The sequence below is a fragment of the Cypionkella sp. PAMC25878 genome, from assembly GCF_058135695.1.
In genome coordinates this window covers 3,670,661-3,692,054 of record NZ_CM176871.1, presented here as the reverse complement: position 1 = coordinate 3,692,054, position 21,394 = coordinate 3,670,661, and the positions used below count along the sequence as shown (strand labels likewise).

Genomic DNA, 21,394 nt, shown 5'->3' with positions numbered 1-21,394 from the left:
CAGGGCCAAAGAGATGATGGCTGCCGGACAGGTGACGGCGGTGCTTGGGCCGACCAACACCGGAAAAACCCATTACGCGATAGAGCGGATGCTGGGACATCGCACTGGGGTCATCGGCCTGCCGCTGCGTCTGCTGGCGCGCGAGGTTTATGACCGGATTGTAGCCTCGCGCGGGCCATCAGTGGTGGCACTGGTGACGGGCGAAGAACGCATCGTGCCCGACCGCGCGCAGTATTGGGTCTGCACGGTTGAGGCGATGCCGCAGGATATGGGCGCAGATTTCGTGGCGGTGGATGAGATTCAACTCTGTGCTGACCCTGAGCGCGGCCATGTGTTCACCGACCGTCTGCTGCGGGCGCGGGGGCTGCATGAGACGCTGTTTCTGGGCGCAGAAACCATGCGTCCGGCCATCGCGGGGCTGATCAAGAATGTGCAGTTTATCAAGCGCGAGCGGTTTTCAGAACTGACCTATACCGGGTCGAAAAAGATCAGCCGGATGCAGGAACGTTCTGCAATCGTTGGGTTTTCTGTAGAAAACGTCTATGCGATTGCTGAGTTGATCCGGCGGACCAAAGGCGGTTGTGCTGTGGTGATGGGCGCACTGAGCCCGCGCACCCGCAATGCGCAGGTGGCATTGTATCAGAACGGCGATGTCGATTATCTGGTGGCGACCGATGCGATTGGCATGGGGCTAAATCTGGACATCAAGCATATCGCTTTTGCGGCAACGTCGAAGTTTGACGGGCGGCGGATGCGGGCTTTGTATCCGCAGGAGCTCGCGCAGATTGCCGGGCGGGCGGGGCGCTATCAAGAGAACGGCACGTTCGGGGTGACGGGCGAGGTGCGCCCGATGGACGAGGAAACCGTTGAGGCGATCCAAGAGCATCGCTTTGACCCGGTGCGCAAGCTGGAATGGCGCAATCATGATCTGGAGTTCGGCAGCGTTGAACGGCTGGTGCGCTCACTGGAAGCCCCGACGCAGAACAAATGGCTGGCCCGCGCCCGCGATGCCGATGATGTTCTGGCGCTGAAATATCTGTCGGAACTGCCCGAGGTGCGCGAAAAGCTGAACACCCCGCAGCGCATCAAACTGCTGTGGGAGGTCTGTCGCATCCCCGATTTCCGCAATGCTTCGGGCAATGAGCATTTCACTTTGCTCGCGCGAATTTTCGATTTCCTGACCGGGCGCGGCCTTGCGCAAACCCGCATCCCATCGGATTGGCTGGAAAAGGCCATCGCGCGGATAGATAAAGCCGGTGGCGACATCGATACCATCTCGAAACGGCTGGCCTATATCCGCACCTGGACCTATGTTGCGCAACGCAAGGGCTGGGTTGAGAACGAAAGCCATTGGCGCGCCGAGACTCGCGCTGTAGAAGACCGATTGTCAGACGCATTGCACAGCGCCTTGACGCAACGATTTGTTGACCGGCGCACGTCTGTGCTGTTGCGGCGGTTGAAGCAGAAGGAGACCCTCGTGGCCGAGGTGAATGACAAAGGCGAAGTGACGGTTGCAGGCGAGTTCGTCGGCCGTCTTGAGGGGTTCCGTTTCCGTCAGGATGCGACCACTTCCAATGAAGAGGCGGCAACGCTGCGGCAAGCGGCCTTCGCGGCGCTCAAGCCGGAATTCCATCTGCGGGCGGATCGTTTTTATAACGCACCCGACACCGAACTGGATTTCACCGAGCAGGGCGGCCTGATGTGGGGCACCCAAGCGATGGGCAAGCTGATCAAGGGCGCTGAACCCGCGCGCCCCGGCGTCGAAGCGTTTGTCGATGAAGAAGCTGGCCCGGATGTCGCCGACAAGGTGCGCCGTCGTTTGCAGCATTTCATCGACCGCAAGGTCGCCGCGAACTTCGAGCCTTTGCTGGCGATGGGCCGCGATGAAACCCTGACCGGGCTGGCACGCGGCTTTGCGTTCCGCTTGGCCGAAGGTCTGGGCGTGATTCCGCGCGAAAACATCGCCAATGAAGTCAAAGAGCTGGATCAGGAAGCCCGCGGCGCGTTGCGCAAGCATGGCGTGCGCTTTGGTCAGTTCACCGTGTTCCTGCCCGCACTGCTGAAACCCGCGCCGACCCGGCTGCGGCTGGTGCTGTGGTCTTTGTGGAACGGCTTGGATGAATTCCCCGAAAGCCCGCCTCCGGGTCTGGTGACGATACCGAACATCCCGGCAGTGCCGAAGATGCACTACACGCTTGCGGGCTATCACCCGGCAGGCGCGCGGGCGATCCGCATTGATATGCTGGAGCGTTTGGCCGATATCCTGCGCACCAAAGACAGCCGCGCGGGGTTTGAAGCGACGCCGGATATGCTGTCGATCACCGGCATGACGCTGGAGCAGTTCAACGATCTGATGGGCGGTTTGGGCTACAAGGGCGAAAAGGCCGAGCGCGCCAAGGTCAAGGCGGCACCGATCCCGGTGGCAGTTGATCCTGACGCCCCGGTGCAGCCGATCCCCGAAGGCGAATCGGCATTCGTGCAGCCCGACCCGGAAGCGGTGCCAGAGATGGAGTCGTTCTATACCTTCACTTGGGCACCAAAACCACGCCCCCGCCCGGAACGCCCCGCGCGTCCTGAGCGCGCGCCCCGCAAAGAAGGCGATGCGCCTGCGGCTGAGCGTGGACCGCGCCCGGATCGTGGGCCTCGGCCTGATCGCGGCCCGAAGAAGGAAGGCGATGCGCCAGCTGGCGAGCGTGGACCCCGTGCTGATCGCGCGCCGCGCGTTGAAGGCGACAAGCCTGCTCAGTCTGATCGTGGCCCGCGCCGTGAGGGCGAAAAGCGCGAAGGCTACAAGGGCAACAAACCGCATGGCGGCAAGCCCAATGACCGCGACACCAAGCCAAAAACCTACGAACAGCGCCCACCGCGCGCTGAAAAGCCGATTGATCCCGACAATCCCTTCGCCGCTTTGATGGCGTTGAAGGCCAAGCTCTGATCTTCGGGATCTGATTGGCCGGGCCGGGGGCAAAACCACAAAAAGATGTTCAGCCGAAACTTCGGCTGGACAAATGGCTTTTCGCGGCACGGTTCTTCAAGAATAGGGAGCTTGCCGCTCAAGTGATCGAAAGCGGCCATCTGCGGCTGAACGGGCAGCGCTGCAAAAAGCCGGGGCATAGCGTTATGGAAGGTGATACGCTGACTTTTTCGCAGGGCCGCAGTCTGCGGGTGGTCCGCGTGCTGGCGCTGTCGGAACGTCGGGGCCCAGCCCAAGAAGCCCAAGCGCTTTATCACGATCTTGCACCAACCGCCGATGCACCGCTTGAATGATCGCGCCAGCTTTCGTAGTAAGGCGACGCTGAAACAGGAGCCTGCCCCATGACCTACGTTGTGATCGACAACTGCATTGCGTGCAAATACACCGATTGCGTCGAAGTTTGCCCGGTGGATTGCTTCTATGAAGGCGAGAACATGCTGGTTATCCACCCGGATGAGTGCATCGACTGTGGTGTGTGCGAGCCGGAATGCCCGGCCGACGCAATCCGCCCGGATACCGAGCCGGATATGGACGCTTGGGTCACCTTCAATCGTAAATATTCCGAAATGTGGCCGGTGATCGTCACCAAAAAAGACCCGATGCCGGGATACGAAGACCGCGATGGCGAAACGGACAAGCGTGAGAAGTATTTCTCGGAAGCGCCGGGGCAGGGCAACTGAGCCAATGATGCATTGCTGATTCGGTATAGCAGGCGTCACGAATCAGGTACAACCCGGAAAATACCGTGATTCCAATGGGTAAAGCGCATGCGTTGATCTGCTGCGGTGGTTGGAATCAGTGCATTTTTGTGTTATACAGAAGTTACAAATAAACACGGATGCCTGCACAAACCTCAAAGCTGCCCGCTTGGGGTGAAAATCTAGCCGAAAATAGAAGCCGTTGTTCGGGGTGATTTCCCGGAGCGGTCATATTTTTTGCGGAACAGACTCCTGCTCGAGGAAGCGACTGAATGACCAAATCGAAGAAGCCTGATTTTCGTCCGAATGAGTTCGTTGTGTATCCTGCCCATGGCGTTGGCCGCATCATCTCGATTGAAGAACAAGAGATCGCTGGGTTCGTGTTGGAACTGTTCGTGATTTCCTTTGAAAAAGACAAGATGACATTGCGGGTTCCGACCCATAAGGCCACGGATGTGGGCATGCGCTCGCTGTCTTCGCCGGATCTGGTCACGAAAGCGCTGGATACCCTGAAGGGCAAGGCCCGGGTTAAACGTGCGATGTGGTCACGTCGGGCGCAGGAATATGAACAGAAGATCAACTCGGGCGATCTGATGGCGATTGCCGAAGTCGTGCGCGACCTGCATCGCAGCGATGATCAGCGCGAGCAGTCTTATTCTGAGCGTCAGCTGTATGAGGCGGCACTGGAGCGTTTGACCCGTGAAGTTGCCGCCGTCTCTGGCGTTGATGAAGCTGGTGCGCAGAAGAAGGTCGGCGATGTGCTGATTGGCCGCGCTGCCTGATCTGGTTTGAAATTTCGGAAAAGGCGGTCTTCGGGCCGCCTTTTTTATTGCTCTGCCAGTCTGTCGCGTGGCTCATCCATATCGGGGAACAGCATGGCCTCCATCACCTCGGCGGGTTCCTCTGCAGCCATCGGTTTGACCTCGTGTAACTCCTCCATCAGCGCAATTTCCAGATCGCGGTCGAGCTGTTTGGCACGCGCGATATAGGCGTCGTTCAAATGGGTGGGCTGGCCGGGCACCCAGACTTCGGCCAGATCGCGCATCGCCCCCCTATCGACACGGAAATAAGCCTGAGAGACTTTCGCAGCCTCGTATTCGGAAAATCCCATGTTTTCAAGCACATATCGCCCGGCCCGGATTGAGCTGTCGAAGGTTTCGCGCACGATGTCATTGGCACCGGCCTGATACAGCTCATAGACATGCACACGATCCCGCGCCCGCGCAACGATGTGAATATCGGGGCGACGTGATCTGGCATAGCGCACGATCCGCGTGGCGGTATCGTGATCATCCACCGCGATGACGATCACCTGCGCCTCTGACAGACCCGCCGCTTCGAGCAATTCGGGCCGCGCTGGATCACCGAAAAAGCCCTTCACGCCGAATTTGCGCATGGTTTCAATCGTGGTCATATCGTTGTCGAGCACCACCGTTGGAATGCCAGAGGTGCGCACCAGCCGATTGACCACTTGGCCGAACCGCCCGATCCCGGCGATAATCACCTGACCTTTTTCGTCAATCTCATCGGGGGCTTGATCTGGCGTGCGGTGGGCAAAACGCGCGGTCAACCAGTCGTAACCGATGAACAGTAGGGGCGTCAGCAGCATCGACAGGCTGATCACCAGCAGCCCCATTTGGCCAGCCGCCAAGGGCAACGCGCTTTCGGAGCGCGCAAAGCTGACGATCAGAAAACCGAACTCGCCGCCCTGCGCCAAGCTGAGCGAAAACAGCCAACGGTCTTGCCGCTTCAGCTTGAACACCAGCGAAATCGCCACCAGAATCAGCGCCTTCAGCAGCATCAGCGCAAGGGTTAGCCCCAGCACCATCATCGGCTCGCGCGCCAGCATTTTGAAGTTGATGCCGACGCCGACGGTCATAAAGAACAGCCCCAGCAGCAGTCCTTTGAACGGTTTGAGATCAGCTTCCAGCTGATGCCGGAATTCCGAGTTCGCCAGAACCACGCCGGCCACAAAGGTGCCCAAAGCCGGGGAAAGCCCCACCAGCATCATCAGAAACGCGATGCCCAGCACCATCAGCAGGCTGATAAATGTGCTCATCTCGGGCAGTTTGGCGGCGTGGACAAAGCGGAAAATCGGACGGCTCAGATAATGGCCCGCGAGCACGATCCCCGCGACAATCGCCAAGGTCAGCAGACCCGCGCCCCAACCCGGCAGCGATTGCACCGTGGTGATCAGTTGTGAGGTTGCGGCCTGTTCGACCAATTCCTGCGGATTGCTGACGCCGTAGACCTCGGCGGTTGTGCTAACCATTTCCGGCAGCGCCAGAAGCGGAATGATCGCCAGCATCGGGATCACTGCCATATCCTGGGTGAGCAAAACCGAGAAAGCCGAGCGCCCGCCCATGGTGCGCATCAGGTTCTTTTCAGACAGGGTTTGCAGCACGATGGCGGTGGATGACAGTGAAGCCATCATGCCGAGAACCAAAGCCACCGCAGGCGTAACTCCGAACCAAATCAAGCCGATAGCCACGCTGCCCGTGGTCAGAACCACCTGTGCGCCGCCCATGCCCAGCAGTTTGTGCCGCATCTCCCACAAAGATTTCGGCTCGAGCTCCAGCCCGATCAGGAACAGCATCAGCACCACGCCGAACTCGGCAAAATGCTGCAGATCGGCGGTCTCGGCACCTGCAATGCCCAGAATTGGACCCATCAGTATCCCGGCCGCCAGATAGCCCAGCACCGAGCCCAAGCCCAAGCGCACCGCCAAAGGCACCACGCAAACGGCGGCACCAAGGTAGATTGAGGCTTGCAGCAGAAAACTTTCCATCACGCACTTTCAGATTGGCAGGGGCTTTACATCAGCAACACATTTAGCTCGGCAACAGCTTTAAGTTGGCAGCGGGGCATCGGCCTTGAATTGGTCCATCACAATCTGGCTTTGCACCCGCGCCACCGCTGGATGCGGCAGCAAAAGCGTGTGGATCACTCGGTTCAGATCCGGCAGATCGGCGCACCAGACCCGCAGCAGGTAGTCGGCCTCGCCGGTCAGCGTCCAAGCCGAGACAATCTCGGGGCAGGTGGACACCAGTGTACCAAAACTGCGCGCGGCATCGGGCGAATGGGTTGCCATCTGCACCTGCACAAAGGCCTGCACCGTCAGCCCAACCTTGGCGGGCGACAGCCGCGCCGCATAACCCACCACAAAACCCTCGGCCTCCAACCGCTGCCTGCGCCGCGCGGCTTGGCTGGGCGACAGGTTCAACCGCTCGCCCAGTTCTTGCGCCGTCAGCATCGCATTGACCTGTATCTCGGCCAGCAGACGTGAGTCGATAGCGTCCAGCATGCGGGTTTCTCGCGTCAAATTCATATATCCCGCGTGTATCGCGCGCCGATTGCCACAATACAATCCAACTACGCGCAAACAGCGTGTCACTAATGCGTTATTATGACGAAACGCAGTCAAAAGAGGCACGCCATGGGACCGTTTCCGCATTCCGCCGCAAAAGCCAGCATCAGCGCCGCTAACCCGGCTGGCACCGATGGTATGGAGTTTGTCGAATTCGCCCACCCAAATCCGCAAGAGTTGCGCGATTTGTTCACCCGCATGGGCTACAGCTTGACTGCGCGGCACAACATCAAAGCGATCGAGTTGTGGCAGCAGGGCGACATCACCTATATCCTGAACGACGAACCCGGCAGCCATGGCCGCAATTTTGTCGATCAGCATGGCCCCTGCGCGCCCTCGATGGGCTGGCGGGTGGTCGATGCGAAGCAGGCGTTTGCCCATGCGGTGGCCAATGGGGCCGTGCCGTTTGAGGGCGCGAAGACGCTGGAGGTTCCGGCGATTGTTGGTATCGGCGGCTCATTGATCTATTTCGTCGATCAATATGGCGCGGCGAACCCCTACAAGGATTTCACCTTCACCGATCATCAGCCCAAGGGTGTCGGCTTTTACTATCTCGATCACCTCACCCATAATGTCCACAAGGGTAATATGGACAAGTGGTTTGATTTCTATGGCAGAATCTTCGGCTTTAAGCAGATCCGCTTCTTTGACATCGCGGGCAAACACTCTGGCCTGTTCAGCCGCGCGCTGACTTCTGCCTGCGGGCGTATTCGCATCCCGATCAACGAAGATCGCGGTGAGACCGGGCAGATTGTCGAATATCTGAAGCGTTACAACGGCGAAGGCATCCAGCATATCGCGGTCGGCGCGCAGGATATTTACGCCGCCACCGATGAGATCGCCGCACGCGGGTTGAAGTTTATGCCGAAGCCGCCGACCGCCTATTATGAGCTGTCGAAAACCCGCGTGGTAGGTCATCAGGAACCGCTGGAGGCGATGGCGAAATATGGCATTCTGATTGATGGTGAGGGCGTGGTCGATGGTGGCGAGACCCGCATCCTGCTGCAAATCTTCTCAAAAACCGTGATCGGGCCGATATTCTTCGAGTTCATTCAGCGCAAAGGCGATGATGGCTTTGGCGAGGGCAATTTCCGGGCCTTGTTCGAAAGCATCGAGCAGGATCAGATTGATCGAGGCGTGCTGACGGCTGGCTGATTAAGGCGGTTTGGGTCTATCTGACGCAGAACCATCACGCTGCGCGCAGGTCTTGGCGCGCAGTGTCGTTCAAGCAAACCGCAAATCGCCTAGCCCTTGGGCATCGCCAAGGCCACCAGACGGCCGCCTTTTTGATAGCGCACTTCGGTGGCGGTGATCGCAGCGACGCGGCCGCCGCCGTCAATCGTATCCCCGACACGGACCTTCTTATAGCGCCCTGCGGCTGTGCGCACCAAAGCGTAACGCTTTGATTGCGTGCCATAAACCCCGATCAGGTTCAACTTTGACAGGTTGATCGCATTCTTGAACGTCGCCTGCTTTGCTACCGTCGCCTTGGTCGGGATTTTCGGTGCTGCCGAAACCACATCCGGCTCGCCATCAGCTTCGGCGCTGGAATTCTTATCGGGAACCGCCGCCAATCGCGGCTGCGGCTCTGCGGCGGGTTCTGGCTCAGGCTGCGGTTCACGGGCGACGGCTGCGACAGCGGCTTCCACGGCGCGGCTCAGGTCACGCGGGCGCGCGGCAGGCTTGCGGCTGATCGCCACTGCCAGCTTCGACCCGCTGGTTAAGGCCGCCTCTTGGTTCAGCGCTTCGGCCTGTGCGGTCAGCGACGCAGCAGCCGAGGCTTGCTGCGCTTGGCGTCCCGCCGACAGGATGCTGCTGGGGCGGGCGGTTGGGCGCAGCCCAGCAAAGCGGCTATCGACCTCGGGTGCCAAGGCGCCCTGACCGGCTGCAGCGGGCGGCGTCAGCCCCGCGGGCCGGGTTTTTGGCTTTTTGCCCGCCAAGGCGGGATCAGCATAAACAGGCGGCGCAGCTGCGGGGGGCGCCGCCGCATCGGGCTGGGCTGCTGCTGCAACCGTTGGGTTTGTCGCCGCCGCCGCCGCGATCACCGCTTCGGTGCGCGCGGTTGGCACCCGAGACGGCTTGCCCGCCCGTAGAAAAACGCCCTCGGGCGTGATGATCCCCTCGGGCGTTGGCGTGATCGCGCCATTGGCTTCAAACTGATACACCGTGCCAAACGGCGGCGGCGCAGGCTGTGCGGCGGGCATCTGGTCGCCCTGCGCCAGTGGTTGCACCAGCGACAGCGGATCGGGCGGCAGGGGTGCGGCATCCATCGAGGCGAGGAAAATCTCATCATCGGTGCCAGCCGTCGGGTTCACAGGGGCTGTGGTCTCAGCGGCGACATCCAGCGCCGGCGCAGGCTCGGCGCTGGGGCCACTCAAATCCGCCGCATCGGGCGAGGCCACTGCGCCTTCAACCGAAGGCACGGCTGGATCGCTGGCCGAAGCGGTATCCGACAACTCTGCCGGGTCCTGCATATCGGCCAACATCTCATCATTGGCATCCGGCATCTCTGCCGCAGGAACGTCCGTGCCGTCTGGATTGTCCGCGCCAACCTGCACCGGCGCTTCTGCCCCGGTGTTCCAAGCGCCAAGCGAATAGGAAGACCAAGCCGCAATCATCGCCAACAGGAACAGCAAGACCACCGTCAGCAGCAGCCCAAGATAACGCGGTTTGCCGCGCACCGGTTCGCGGGCCGCAAAGCCACCGGGGCCGCGAGCCGCGGCGGGGCGCGTCACTTGCGGCTTGGGCAGGCCTGCACCCGCAGCATCGGTGGATTTCAGCGGCGGCAGGGCTGAAGGGATCGCGACCTTGGTGCGGGGTTTGGTCGCAGCGGCACTTGAGCCCGAGACCAAAGCCGACAGACCGCGCAAACCGGGTTTGCCGGGCTTTGTCGGTTTCGCCGCCAGATCCGGTTTTGCGATTGGCGCGCGCGCGATCCCCGGTCCTTGCGTCTCCAAGCCTTGCGCCCCAAAGCCTTGAATCGCAGCCAGCGGCTTTGCAGCGGTCGGGCGCGGCACTCCAGCTTTTGCCGCCCCGAGCGCCGGGGCTTTGTTCAGCAGCGTCTCATTGCCCTGACGGCGGCTGGAGAACGCACCCAAAGCCGCAGCCGCAGGCATCGGCGGCAAATCATCGGCGATGATCGGATCAATCACCCGTGCCGCCTTGGCCGAAATCGCGGCCCGGATCGCATCAGCGCCCTGCGGCTCGACCTCATCAGCCTCAGCCGCATCATCAGAGACGTCCAAAGCCATCGGCGCTTCTTCCACCTCGACCACCGGCTTGCGCGGCGCAGGCGGAGCGGGGGATGGTGGCGCAGGCTGCGGGATCGGCGCCGACAGCGTATCGGCGAGGGCCGCAATCAATGCATTGTCGTCATCTAGTGGCGAGGCGGGCCGCGATGGCATATGCGGCGCGTCATCTTCATAGGCGGCGCGCGACGCATAATCGGCAGGCCGCCAAGTTTCTTCCGCCGCAACCGCTGCAGGCGGGATATCATCGGCGGCTGCAACATAGGCTTCGGGGGCTAACACAGCCTCCGCCGCAAGCAGATCTTCGGGCTCGGGGCTAATTTCCGTCTCGGACAGATCGTCTGGTGTGATGACAGCTTCCGGTTCAACCACAACTTCCGGCTCAACCACAGCCACAGGTTCCGCAACCACTGGCTCCAAAACCTCAGGCTCACTCACAACCTCAGACTCTGGCGCATTCTGCAGTATCGGTGCGAGCGCTTCAACCGGCGTCTCAACAACAGCTTCGACCACTTGCGCCGCAGCGCCAAAGCTGCGCGCCACGATCATCACCGGGCGACCGTCGCGCTCGACCTTTGCGCCTTTCGGGATCAGCGAAGGGGCCAGCGACGACAGGCCAAACCAAGGCTCTGCCGCAAAGCTGTCGGGCTCGGGGGCCGCGACGAAGGCAATCGGGTTTAGGCGATGCTCGGCGGCAAAACCTTCCGCCTCGGCCAAGGTCTCTTTGGCGATCACCGCCACCTGCACCTCTGGCCCGGAGCCGGTGTAATCAAACGCCAGATCGGCGACATCATAGGGCGTGCGGCCTTCAAGCGCCGCCACAACCTGCGCGTGGCGCGTGGCCTCATCCGGCCCCGGTGCATGGACGGTCAGGTACAGGACCTGGTCATTCGGGATCACCAGCTTGGTGGTCATCCCGCGTGGCGACAGGCCAAGGGCTGTGGCGCGCAGATAGCCCAAAGCCTCGGTCAGATCGGGCGTGTCAAGCGGAACAGCCCCCACCAACTGCCAACCACCGCCAGAGCGGTGCAGCAAGCTGATGGTTTCATCCCGGAAGTCGAGTGCAAAAGCTGGTTTCATTTCACGGGTCTAGCACATTGGGGGCACCGCCGGAAACGCTCTACGGCTGGTTTTGCCCTTCCTATAGCAGCTTTTTGCCGAAGGAAAGAAAAAGGCAGGCGTGCCGCCAAGGAATGGCTTGCGGTCAACGTCATAGCATTACACCTAAGACGCATAACATTTGGAGGTTCCCATGCGTGTTCTTAATGCCCTGCTGCTGTCTGCTGCTCTTGTCTTGCCGATTGCGGCTCCGGCACTTGCCGATAATGTGATCACCGTGACAGGTGAGGGCACAGTGCAAGTCACGCCCGATATGGCGACGATCTCACTTGGGGTCACAACCGATGGCGCTTCAGCGGCCGAAGCAATGGCGGCCAATTCGAAGGCGCTGCAAACCGTGATGGATCGGCTTAAATCGGCGGGGATCGAAGACCGCGATCTTCAAACCTCGAACCTGTCGCTGAACCCGAACTGGGTCGGCTATGATGCGGGCCAAACCCCGAAAATCGCAGGCTATGTGGCCTCAAATATGCTGAGCGTGCGAGTGCGCGCATTGGACACCTTGGGCACCGTGCTGGATGCCAGCATCACCGATGGCGCGAACACGCTGAACGGCATCACCTTCGATCTCGCGGCCCCGCGCCCCGCGCAAGATGAAGCCCGCAAAGCCGCCGTCGCCGATGCGAAAGCACGCGCTGAACTGCTTGCAGGGGCGGCTGGGGTGAAACTGGGCAAGATCGAGACGATCACCGAAAGCGCAGGCTACGGCGCGCCGATGCCGATGTTCCGCGATGAAGCCAAAGCGGCGTCTCCGGTTCCCGTGGCTTCAGGCCAGATCGGAATGACGGCTTCGGTGACGATCACCTATGAGATCATCGAGTGATCTTGCGTTTCACATTGGCCTAAATATTCCCGCCGGAGGCGTCCGACATTAGCCTCAGAAGCCTCCGGCGGGAGTATTTCAAAAAGAGCAAGCCCGGACTGGATAGCGGTCTGGGCTTGCCGGTTTTTACGACGTAGCCGCCGCCAAGGCCTGATCCAGATCGGCGATGATATCCTTCACATCCTCGATCCCGATCGACAGCCGCACCACGTTCGGCGCGGCCCCCGAACGGATTTTTGCCTCGTCGTCCAACTGGCTGTGGGTGGTCGAGGCCGGATGGATGATCAGGCTGCGGGTATCGCCAAGGTTGGCGACATGGCTGAACAGTTTCACACTGTCCACCAGCTTGACGCAGGCATCATAGCCGCCCTTCACCGCGAAGGTGAACAAGGCCCCCGCGCCTTTCGGGGTCATCGACTCCGCGCGTTTGCGGTAGGGCGAGGAATGTAGCCCGGCATAGGTCACGAACTCTACCCGAGGGTCTTGCTCCAGATATTCCGCGACGATCTTGGCATTCTCAACATGGCGCTGCATCCGCAGGCCAAGGGTTTCGATCCCCATCAGTGTGTAATGCGCGCCTTGTGGGTTCATCGTCATACCCAGATCGCGCAGGCCGACGGCGATGGAGTGGAAGGTGAAGGCCATCGCGCCCAGTGCCGCATGGAAGGTCAGGCCGTGATAGGCGGGTTCGGGTTGGCTGAGGCTGGGGAATTTATCGCTCGCCGACCAGTCGAATTTGCCCGAGTCGACCACGACCCCGCCCGTCACGGTGCCGTTGCCGGTCAGGTATTTGGTGGCCGAATGGACCACGAGGGTGGCGCCATGCTCGATGGGTTTGCAGAGGTAAGGCGTGGCGGTGGTGTTGTCGACGATCAGGGGGATACCAGCTTGATCCGCGATACGGGCGAGTGCGTCGAGGTCAGAGACATAGCCGCCGGGATTGGCGATGGTCTCGCAAAAGATCGCGCGGGTGTTCTCATCAATCGCGTGTTCGACGGCGAGCAGATCATCGGTGTCCACGAATTTTGCCGACCAGCCGAAGCGTTTGATGGTCTGGCTGAACTGGGTGATCGTGCCACCGTAGAGCCGTGACGAGGCGACGATGTTCAGGCCGGGGCCCATCAGCGGGAACAGCGCCATGATTTGGGCTGCATGGCCCGAGGAGCAGCAGATTGCCCCGGCACCGCCTTCTAGGGCGCAGACCCGGTCGGCCAGCGCCGAGACGGTGGGGTTGGTCAGGCGGGAGTAGATGTAGCCGACTTCCTGCAGGCCGAAAAGTTTGCGGGCGTGCTCGGCGTCGCGGAAAACGTAAGCGGTGGTTTGATAGATCGGAACCTGCCGCGCGCCGGTGGCGGGGTCGGGGGCGGTGCCTGCGTGGATGGCAAGGGTGTCGAAGCCTAGGGGTGCGGTCATGGTGTCCTCCGGGAATGAATGGGCGCAGGGTAGGCTGGCCAGCAGAGTCGGGCAACGGGAAAGAATGACGCGGTCCCGCGTTGGGACCGTTTGGAAAATTGTTGTTTTTCAATGGAGTGGTTTTAGACGTTTAGGGTTTGTTAAGGCTTTGGCGGATGCGGTTTGTTCTGCGCCGGGGGCTTTCGCGGTAAGGGCCGATGCCGCCGGCGGGGATATTTGAGCCAAGATGAATGCGATAGAAACGCAATCCAGCGGAGGCTTTCGCTTTGATGCCGAAGCCTCCGGCGGGAGTATTTCTGCCAAGGCGAATGGTTAAGGGCGCAGCAGATTTGTCAGCGCAGCGATCAGGGTTTCGGTGCCTGCCAGCGTGGTCAGGTTGCCGGGAGAGAGCCGCAGGGTTTGGCTGCGGGCATCGGTGGTGATGCCTTGGGCGCGCAGTTTGTTGACCACTTCGGCGGCGTTATGACTGTCGGGCAGGCGCAGCATGATCGAGCCGCCGCGTTTTTCGGGCGCGCGGGGGGTGAGTAAGGTGAGGTTGAGCGCGTCGGCGGCCTCAATGAGGCGGGCGGTCAGTTGGCGGTTGTGGGCCAGGAGCGCGCTTTGGTCTTGGGTGGCGTGCCAGTCCAACGCGGGCAGGCTGGCGAGGGCGGCCATCGTGCCGGGAGTGCCACTGTCGTAGCGCCGAATGTCGGGGGCGTATTGGAACGCGGTGATGTCCCAGTTGAACGGGTTGGATTGGCTGAACCAGCCGCGCTGCTCGGGGTGGCAATGCGGGGTCAGGCGGGGGCTGACATATAGGATACCTGCGCCGGGGGTGCCACACATCCACTTCAGGGACGTGCTGACGGTGAAATCGACCTCGGGGGCCATCACGTCATAGGGGATCAGGCCTGCGGCTTGGGTGATATCGGTGCCGATCAGGCTGCCCATGCGGCGACCGTGGGCGACCATGCGTTTGAGATCAATACGGTGCGAGGTAAGTGAGGACACCCATGTCAGTAAGGCGAGGCCAACGTCTGGGGTCCATGCTTCGATAAAGTCTTCATCTTCGACATAGCCCATGCCTTGGCGCAGGGGCACGGTGTGCAGGGTGAAACCGTATTTCTCGGCCATGCCATTCAACAGGAAGTGGTTGGAGGGGAAGCAATCGGCTCCGACCAGCACTTTGCGACCTTTAAGGTGAGATTGAGGCAATGAGGTCAGCAACGCATGGAAGGCGGCGGTGACGTTTTCGGTGGCGGTGATCGACTGCGCCGGGGCGTTCAGGATCGCACGCCAGCGATCGATGAAATTCTGGCGTTTGCCTAGCGCATAGGCCCATTGGCTGTCATCTGGCTTGCCCCAGACCCCGGCAAATTCGGTCATCGCATGGGCGAGATCGGCGGTTTTGCCAGGATACATGCCGATGGAATGGTAGAGGAAATAGGTGTCAGACATGGGGATCACCGGATGAGATGTGGGGCGGGGGCGTAGCGGGGTTTCAGCGCCTCGGGGGCTTTTGCTGCGAGGGATTGTAGGGTGGTGACGACTTTTGGGGTTGTGTGAAGGGCTAGGGCAACGAACGGGCCGCGCGGGAAGTTGAGGCCCAATTTCATTGCGGTGTCGATGCCTTCGGGCGTGGTGCCGCCTTCATTGAGCAGCCATGCGGCTTCGTTTATTAGAGTTGCCTCAATGCGAAGGGCGATTTCGGGGTTGGCTTTTGCAGTGGTTTGCGCGGGGTATAGGAAGCCTTGGCCGGATTTGCGGCCTAAGTTTCCGCTGGCGACTTGGGCTTTGAGGGCTGCGAAGACGTGGTAGCGGGGGTGGTTTTGCATAGCCGCGCTGAGGCCCTCGGTGGCCGCAAGGTTGATGTCAGCGCCGATCAGATCAATCAATGCGAAGGGGCCGAGGCGGTATCCGGCGGCCATCATCGCGGCGTCGATTTCTTCCGCCGGGTGGCCTTCTTCCAGCAGGGCGAGGGCTTCGCCGTAATAGGGTCGCGCACAGCGGTTGACGATGAAACCGGGGCGGTCGGGGCATTGGATCACGGTTTTGCCTGCGGCCTCGGTGATTTCGCGGGCGAGGGTCAGGGCTGCTGTCGAGGTGCCCGCGTGGGGTGCGAGTTCGACCAGCTTCATCGCGGTGGGCGGATTGAAGAAGTGTAGGGCGAGGATGCGGTTTGGGTGTTGCGCGGTGCTGGCTATGGCGGCGACAGGAATCGATGAGGTGTTGGTGGCGAGGATGGCATTGGGCGCCAGGATGGTTTCGAGTTCGCTGAACAGCACCTGTTTGGCATCGAGGCGCTCGATGATGGCCTCGATCACCAGATCGCAGGGCGCGAGCTCGGCGAGGCTTGCGGTGATGTGCAGATTGGACAGCGTCGCATCGCGGGCCTCTGGGGTGAGCTTTCCGGCAGTGACGCGGGCGTTCAGGGCGTCGGACATGCGTTGACGGGCACTGGCGCGGGCAGGCGGCTGGGCATCGGTGGCGACGGTGAAAAAACCAGCCTGTACAAAGATTTGCGCGATCCCTAAGCCCATTGTGCCGAGACCGATGATGCCGATTTTGGGGCTGGTGTTGGGGGGCATCATGCGCCTGTGAAACTGGGTTTGCGTTTGTCGCGGAAGGCGCAGATGCCTTCGGCTTTGTCGGTGGTATCCATTAGGGATTCGAAACCTGCACGTTCAAGGGCGAAGGCGCGGGGGGCTTCATCGCCTGCGACAAGGGCGGCTTTGGCGGCTTGTAGCGCGAGGGGGGCGCGGAGGGCAATTTTGCTGGCGAGGGTGGTGGCATCCGGCAGGGCGGAACCTGTAGCGAGATAGGCGGCGATGCCCCATTGGTGGGCGGTTTGGGCGTCGATGATCTCACCCGTCAGGATCATGCGGGAGGCGCGGGCGCGACCTATCAGGGCGAGCAGGCGCTGGGTGCCGCCCGCACCGGGGATCAGGCCGAGGTTGGTTTCGGGCAGGCCGAGTTTGGCGGTCTCGCCGAGGATGATCAGGTCGGCCATCAGGGCGAGTTCTAAGCCTCCTCCAAGCGCGAAGCCGTCAATGGCGGCGATCAGCGGTTTTGGGAAGGCGCGGATGGTGGCCCAATGGGCTTTGCGGGGGTCTAGGGCGGCCTCGGCGGTGGTTTTGGTTTCAATTTCGGTGATGTCGGCTCCGGCGGCGAAATTGCCTTCGGTGCCGGAAAGGAGGACGGCGCGGATATTGGGATCGGTGGCGGCTTGGGTCAGCGCGTGGGCCAAAGCCGCAAGCGTCGCGGTGTTCAGCGCGTTCTTCGCCGCGGGGCGGTTCAGCGCGATGTGCAGCCAGAATGGGTGCTGGGTGAGGATCAGGTTTTCCATGATTGCACTATGCGGGGTGGGCGGAAAATTTCAAGCGAGAAATTTCAAGCTTGAAATTGTTTTGCCGTGATGGCAGGCTGAACCAAACGCATTGGAGGGGTTGCCATGAAGGTTCTGTGTTTGGGCGGTGGTCCGGCGGGCTTGTATTTTGCGATCTCGATGAAGTTGCGGGATGCCAGCCACGAGGTTGTGGTGATGGAGCGCAACAAGGCCAATGACACCTTCGGCTGGGGCGTGGTGCTGTCGGATGACGCGCTGGGGCGGATGGGGAAGAATGATCCGGTCAGCACTGAGGCCATTCGCAGCCAATTCGCCTATTGGGACGACATTGCGGTCGTGCATAACGGCGTGCGGACCGTTTCGGGCGGGCATGGCTTTGCGGGGATTGGGCGGAAAGCGCTGCTGATCTTGCTGCAGGCAAGGGCGCGGGAGTTGGGCGTCGATCTGCGGTTTGAGGCCGAGTTCAAGTCAGCCGAAGAATACCGCAAAGACTATGATCTGGTGGTGGCGACGGATGGCATCAACAGCCTCGTGCGCCGCGAATATGCGGATGTGTTCAAGCCAGATATTGATGTGCGTAAGTGCAAGTTCGTTTGGCTTGGCACCCATGCCAAGTTCGACGACGCCTTTAGTTTCATCTTCGAGAAGACCGAATACGGCTGGGTCTGGGCGCATGTCTACCAGTTTGACAAGGATACCGCGACCTTCATCGTCGAATGCCATCCCGACACATGGGAGTTGTGGGGCTTTGAGACGATGACCAAAGAGGAAACCGTTGAGACTTGCCGCAAGATCTTTGAACGGCATTTGGGCGGCCATGATCTGATGTCGAATGCAGCGCATTTGCGCGGCTCGGCGGTGTGGATGCAGTTCCCGCGGGTGATTTGCCAGCAGTGGTATCACGAGAATGTCGTGCTGATGGGCGATGCGGCGGCGACGGGGCATTTCTCGATTGGGTCGGGGTCGCGGCTGGCGTTCGATAGTGCGATTGCTTTGGCGGAATACCTGCACTCGGAACCGACGATGCAGGCGGCATTTGAGCGCTATCAGGCCGAACGCCGCGTGGAAGTGTTGCGGCTGCAATCGGCGGCGCGCAATTCGCTGGAGTGGTTTGAGGAGGTCGAGCGTTATCTGGACATGCCCGCGCCGCAGTTTGCCTATTCGCTGCTGACCCGATCGCAGCGGATCAGCCACGAGAATTTGCGGATGCGTGATCCGGCTTGGCTGCGTAGTGCTGAGGATTGGTTTGCGGCGCAATATGGTGGCGCGCCGGGCCGCGCGCCGATGTTCACGCCGTTCCAGCTGCGCGGCATGACGCTGGAAAACCGCGTGGTGGTGTCGCCGATGGCGCAGTATCGCGCGGTCGAAGGCGTGCCCACCGATTGGCATTTCGTGCATTACGCCGAGCGCGCCAAGGGCGGCGCTGGGCTGGTGTATACCGAGATGACCTGCGTTTCCGCCAATGGCCGGATCACGCCGGGGTGCACCGGGCTTTATACGCCGAAGCACGAATTGGCGTGGAAGCGGATCAACGATTTCATCCATGCCGAGACCAAAGCCAAGACCTGCTGCCAGATTGGCCATTCGGGCCGCAAAGGCTCGACTCAGGTCGGCTGGGCGGATGCGGATGCACCGTTGGTGTCGGGGAATTGGCCGCTGCTGTCGGCTTCGGCGATCCCGTGGCAGGCGGGCAATCAGGTGCCGAAGGCGATGGACCGTGACGATATGGACGCGGTGTTGCGTCAGTTCATCAAGGCCACGGAAATGGCCGAGGGCGCGGATTTCGACATGATCGAGCTGCATGCAGCGCATGGGTATTTGATCTCGTCCTTCATCTCGCCATTGTCGAATGTGCGGGAAGATGAATACGGCGGCAGCTTGGAAAACCGGATGCGTTATCCGCTGGAAGTGTTCCGCGAGATGCGACGCTATTGGCCGGGGCATAAACCGATGTCGGTCAGGATTTCTGCGCATGACTGGGCAGAGGGCGGGGTGACGCCCGCGGAAGCTGTGCAGATAGCCCAGATGTTCGCGGCAGAAGGCGCTGATATTATTGACGTATCGGCGGGGCAGACCTCAACCGAGGCCAAGCCGATTTATGGCCGGATGTTCCAGACGCCGTTCTCGGATCGCATCAAGAATGAGGCCGGACTGGCGACGATGGCGGTGGGCAATATCACCGAGGCTGATCAGGTGAACCAGATCCTGCTGGCCGGTCGTGCCGATCTGGTCTGCCTCGCGCGGGCGCATCTGGCCGACCCCTATTGGACTTTGCATCAGTCGGTGGCCTTGGGCGATACGGGCACCGAATGGCCGAAGCCTTACCTTGCCGGACGTGATCAGGCACGGCGCTTGGTGCAGAAATCGGAAGGCACAATACGGGTATGAACGGGCCGGGTATGACACTCGCAGGCAAACGCGTTCTGATCACCGGGGGCGGCTCGGGTGCGGGAGAAAATCTCGCGCTGGGCTTTGCGCAGGCGGGGGCGGAAGTGGTGATCGCGGGGCGCAGGCTGGAGGCGTTGCAGGCGGTGGTTGCCCGCGCGCCGGGGTTACGGGCGGTGCAGGCGGATGTGACCGATGAAGCCTCGGTGCGGGCGATGTTTGCCGCCGCCGGGGCTTGCGATGTGGTGATCGCCAATGCCGGGGCGGCGGATTCGACGGTAATGGCGAAAACCTCGCTGAAGCAATGGAATGCGATGCTGGCGGTGAACCTGACGGGGGTGTTTTTGACCCTGCGCGACGGGCTGAACCAGATGCCGGGCTGGGGGCGGCTGATCTCGGTCGCGTCCACGGCGGGGCTGAAGGGCTATGCCAAAGTGGCCCCTTATGCTGCGGCAAAACATGGGGTGATTGGGCTAACCCGTTCTTTGGCTTTGGAAATCGCCAAGCGCCCGGTGACGGTGAATGCGATCTGTCCGGGCTTTCTGGATACGCCGATGACGGATCACTCGGTTGAGGTGATTGCCGAGAAGACCGGGAAAACCTTGGTCGAGGCGCGGGCGGTTTTGGCCGGAATGAACCCGCAGGGGCGGCTGATTGCGCCCTCGGAAGTCACCGCGATGGCGTTGTTTCTCTGTGGGGCGGGGTCGGAGGGCGTGAACGGGCAGGCGTTAACCATTGCGGGGGGCGAATTGTGAGCGAGTTGTCGAAACGCCGTCTGAAGATGTGGATCCGGATGCTGGGGGTGACTCGGGCCTCGGAGTCGCATCTGCGCGAGTTTTTGCGGGTGAAGCACGACACCACGTTGCCGCGTTTTGACGTGCTGGCGGCGCTGTATCGGCGGCGCGATGGTGTGACGATGAGTGAATTGTCGCGGATGCTGCTGGTCTCGAATGGCAATGCGACGGCGGTGGTGGACCGGCTGGAAAAAGACGGCCTCGTTCTGCGGACCCAAAGCGATCAGGACCGCCGCACGGTGTTTGTGGCGCTGACGCCACGCGGTTTGGCGGATTTTGAGGGGTTGGCGGCGGATCATGAGCGCGCGGTGGATCGGATGTTTTCTGGGCTGACCGAGGCGGATTTGGACGCGCTGACCGAGATTTTGAAAAGGATGGCTAAGGCATGAAACTGGCGGATTTTAAGCCTGCGCATTTTCTGTGGGAAGTCACCGACCGGGTGGCGGTGCTGCGGCTGAACCGGCCCGAGCGCAAGAACCCCTTGACGTTTGAGAGCTATGCCGAGTTGCGCGATCTGTTCCGCGATCTGGTTTATGCCGAGGATGTCGATGTGGTGGTTTTCGCGTCCAATGGCGGCAATTTCTGCTCGGGCGGCGATGTGCATGACATCATCGGGCCGCTGATCGGGCTGCCGATGAAAGACTTGCTGGCGTTCACCCGGATGACCGGGGATCTGGTTAAGGCGATGATTTCCTGCGGGAAACCGGTGATTGCGGCGGTGGATGGCGTGGCTGTCGGAGCGGGGGCGATCCTTGCGATGGCGGCTGATCTGCGGCTGGCGACGCCGGAAGCGAAATGCGCATTTCTGTTCACCCGGGTGGGACTGGCGGGCTGCGATATGGGGGCTTGTGCGATGCTGCCACGGATCATCGGGCAGGGGCGGGCGGCGGAATTGCTCTATACTGGCCGGGTGATGACGGCTGCCGAGGGTGAACGCTGGGGGTTCTGGAACGCTTTGCACGGGGCGGATGCGTTGGAAGCCGAGGCGCTGGTTCTGGCGCGGCGCTTGGCGGCGGGACCGTGCTTTGCGCATGGCGTGACCAAGACGCAACTGCTTCAGGAATGGGATATGGGGCTGCTGACGGCGATAGAGGCGGAAGCGCAGGCGCAGGCGATCTGTATGCAGACGAAAGATTTTGAGCGCGCTTATCGAGCGTTTGTAGCTAAGGAAAAGCCGGTTTTCGCGGGGAATTAAGGCGCTTGCTGCAAGCCCCGGGGCGCTGCCCCGGACCCCGGGATATTTGAGCG

The 21,394-nt window shown here is 61.2% G+C and carries 17 protein-coding genes; 10 read left to right on the top strand and 7 right to left on the bottom strand.

Translation table 11 applies throughout. The features are described 5' to 3' along the window. The first annotated feature begins 13 nt into the window (after window positions 1-13). From ACS5RD_RS18100 to ACS5RD_RS18085, 4 genes are all read left to right on the top strand, one after another. Window positions 14-2,935, top strand: a complete 2,922-nt coding sequence (locus ACS5RD_RS18100) for a helicase-related protein (RefSeq protein ID WP_489928548.1) — start codon at window positions 14-16, stop codon at window positions 2,933-2,935. A 14-nt stretch (window positions 2,936-2,949) separates the two neighbouring features. Next, window positions 2,950-3,267, top strand: coding sequence for an RNA-binding S4 domain-containing protein (locus ACS5RD_RS18095; RefSeq protein ID WP_489928547.1), 318 nt, complete (start codon window positions 2,950-2,952; stop codon window positions 3,265-3,267). Between the two features lie 48 nt (window positions 3,268-3,315). After that, a complete protein-coding gene (gene fdxA, locus ACS5RD_RS18090) occupies window positions 3,316-3,654 on the top strand; it encodes a ferredoxin FdxA (protein ID WP_054004631.1) in 339 nt (112 codons plus the stop codon). 290 nt (window positions 3,655-3,944) lie between these two features. Further along, a complete protein-coding gene (locus tag ACS5RD_RS18085) occupies window positions 3,945-4,454 on the top strand; it encodes a CarD family transcriptional regulator (RefSeq protein ID WP_054004630.1) in 510 nt (169 codons plus the stop codon). Between the two features lie 44 nt (window positions 4,455-4,498). Here the strand turns inward: ACS5RD_RS18085 and ACS5RD_RS18080 are convergent, their stop codons facing one another. Continuing rightward, complete coding sequence (locus ACS5RD_RS18080) at window positions 4,499-6,460, bottom strand: cation:proton antiporter domain-containing protein (RefSeq protein ID WP_489928546.1); 1,962 nt, start codon at window positions 6,458-6,460, stop codon at window positions 4,499-4,501. Between the two features lie 60 nt (window positions 6,461-6,520). Next, window positions 6,521-6,976, bottom strand: coding sequence for an Lrp/AsnC family transcriptional regulator (locus tag ACS5RD_RS18075; protein WP_054004722.1), 456 nt, complete (start codon window positions 6,974-6,976; stop codon window positions 6,521-6,523). A gap of 132 nt (window positions 6,977-7,108) precedes the next feature. Here ACS5RD_RS18075 and hppD point away from each other — a divergent pair, with 132 nt between their 5' ends. Continuing rightward, complete coding sequence (gene hppD, locus ACS5RD_RS18070; RefSeq protein ID WP_489928545.1) at window positions 7,109-8,194, top strand: 4-hydroxyphenylpyruvate dioxygenase; 1,086 nt, start codon at window positions 7,109-7,111, stop codon at window positions 8,192-8,194. 89 nt (window positions 8,195-8,283) lie between these two features. Here the strand turns inward: hppD and ACS5RD_RS18065 are convergent, their stop codons facing one another. Next, window positions 8,284-11,367 (bottom strand): hypothetical protein, encoded by a 3,084-nt coding sequence (locus ACS5RD_RS18065; protein ID WP_489928544.1) that lies wholly within the window; start codon window positions 11,365-11,367, stop codon window positions 8,284-8,286. A 172-nt stretch (window positions 11,368-11,539) separates the two neighbouring features. Here ACS5RD_RS18065 and ACS5RD_RS18060 point away from each other — a divergent pair, with 172 nt between their 5' ends. Further along, complete coding sequence (locus ACS5RD_RS18060; protein ID WP_489928543.1) at window positions 11,540-12,229, top strand: SIMPL domain-containing protein; 690 nt, start codon at window positions 11,540-11,542, stop codon at window positions 12,227-12,229. Window positions 12,230-12,355: 126 nt separating this feature from the next. Here the strand turns inward: ACS5RD_RS18060 and ACS5RD_RS18055 are convergent, their stop codons facing one another. The 4 genes from ACS5RD_RS18055 to ACS5RD_RS18040 form a co-directional block, all read right to left on the bottom strand. Further along, window positions 12,356-13,642 (bottom strand): O-acetylhomoserine aminocarboxypropyltransferase/cysteine synthase family protein, encoded by a 1,287-nt coding sequence (locus tag ACS5RD_RS18055; protein WP_489928542.1) that lies wholly within the window; start codon window positions 13,640-13,642, stop codon window positions 12,356-12,358. Between the two features lie 312 nt (window positions 13,643-13,954). Beyond that, window positions 13,955-15,079, bottom strand: coding sequence for an aminotransferase class V-fold PLP-dependent enzyme (locus ACS5RD_RS18050; RefSeq protein WP_489928541.1), 1,125 nt, complete (start codon window positions 15,077-15,079; stop codon window positions 13,955-13,957). 5 nt (window positions 15,080-15,084) lie between these two features. Then, window positions 15,085-16,209 carry a 3-hydroxyacyl-CoA dehydrogenase gene (locus ACS5RD_RS18045; protein ID WP_489928540.1) on the bottom strand — a complete coding sequence of 375 codons (1,125 nt, stop codon included), beginning with the start codon at window positions 16,207-16,209 and terminating at the stop codon, window positions 15,085-15,087. Beyond that, entirely contained in the window at window positions 16,209-16,967 is a 759-nt protein-coding gene (locus tag ACS5RD_RS18040) for an enoyl-CoA hydratase-related protein (RefSeq protein WP_489928539.1), read from the bottom strand. Before ACS5RD_RS18040 ends, ACS5RD_RS18045 begins: the two co-directional genes overlap by 1 nt. A 105-nt stretch (window positions 16,968-17,072) precedes the next feature. Between ACS5RD_RS18040 and ACS5RD_RS18035 the strand changes: the two genes are divergently transcribed. Genes ACS5RD_RS18035 through ACS5RD_RS18020 form a run of 4 tightly spaced genes read left to right on the top strand, consistent with a single transcriptional unit; the run spans window position 17,073 to window position 21,341 of the window. Continuing rightward, the gene (locus tag ACS5RD_RS18035) at window positions 17,073-19,355 is read left to right on the top strand and encodes a bifunctional salicylyl-CoA 5-hydroxylase/oxidoreductase (protein WP_489928538.1); all 2,283 of its coding nucleotides are present in this window, start codon (window positions 17,073-17,075) and stop codon (window positions 19,353-19,355) included. Between the two features lie 11 nt (window positions 19,356-19,366). Further along, window positions 19,367-20,107: an SDR family NAD(P)-dependent oxidoreductase gene (locus tag ACS5RD_RS18030; RefSeq protein ID WP_489928537.1), complete on the top strand. Its 741-nt coding sequence runs from the start codon at window positions 19,367-19,369 to the stop codon at window positions 20,105-20,107. Further along, the gene (locus ACS5RD_RS18025) at window positions 20,104-20,535 is read left to right on the top strand and encodes a MarR family winged helix-turn-helix transcriptional regulator (RefSeq protein WP_328287131.1); all 432 of its coding nucleotides are present in this window, start codon (window positions 20,104-20,106) and stop codon (window positions 20,533-20,535) included. The genes ACS5RD_RS18030 and ACS5RD_RS18025 overlap by 4 nt, the downstream gene beginning before the upstream one ends. Beyond that, a complete protein-coding gene (locus ACS5RD_RS18020) occupies window positions 20,532-21,341 on the top strand; it encodes an enoyl-CoA hydratase family protein (RefSeq protein WP_489928536.1) in 810 nt (269 codons plus the stop codon). The genes ACS5RD_RS18025 and ACS5RD_RS18020 overlap by 4 nt, the downstream gene beginning before the upstream one ends. The last annotated feature ends 53 nt before the right edge of the window (window positions 21,342-21,394 follow it).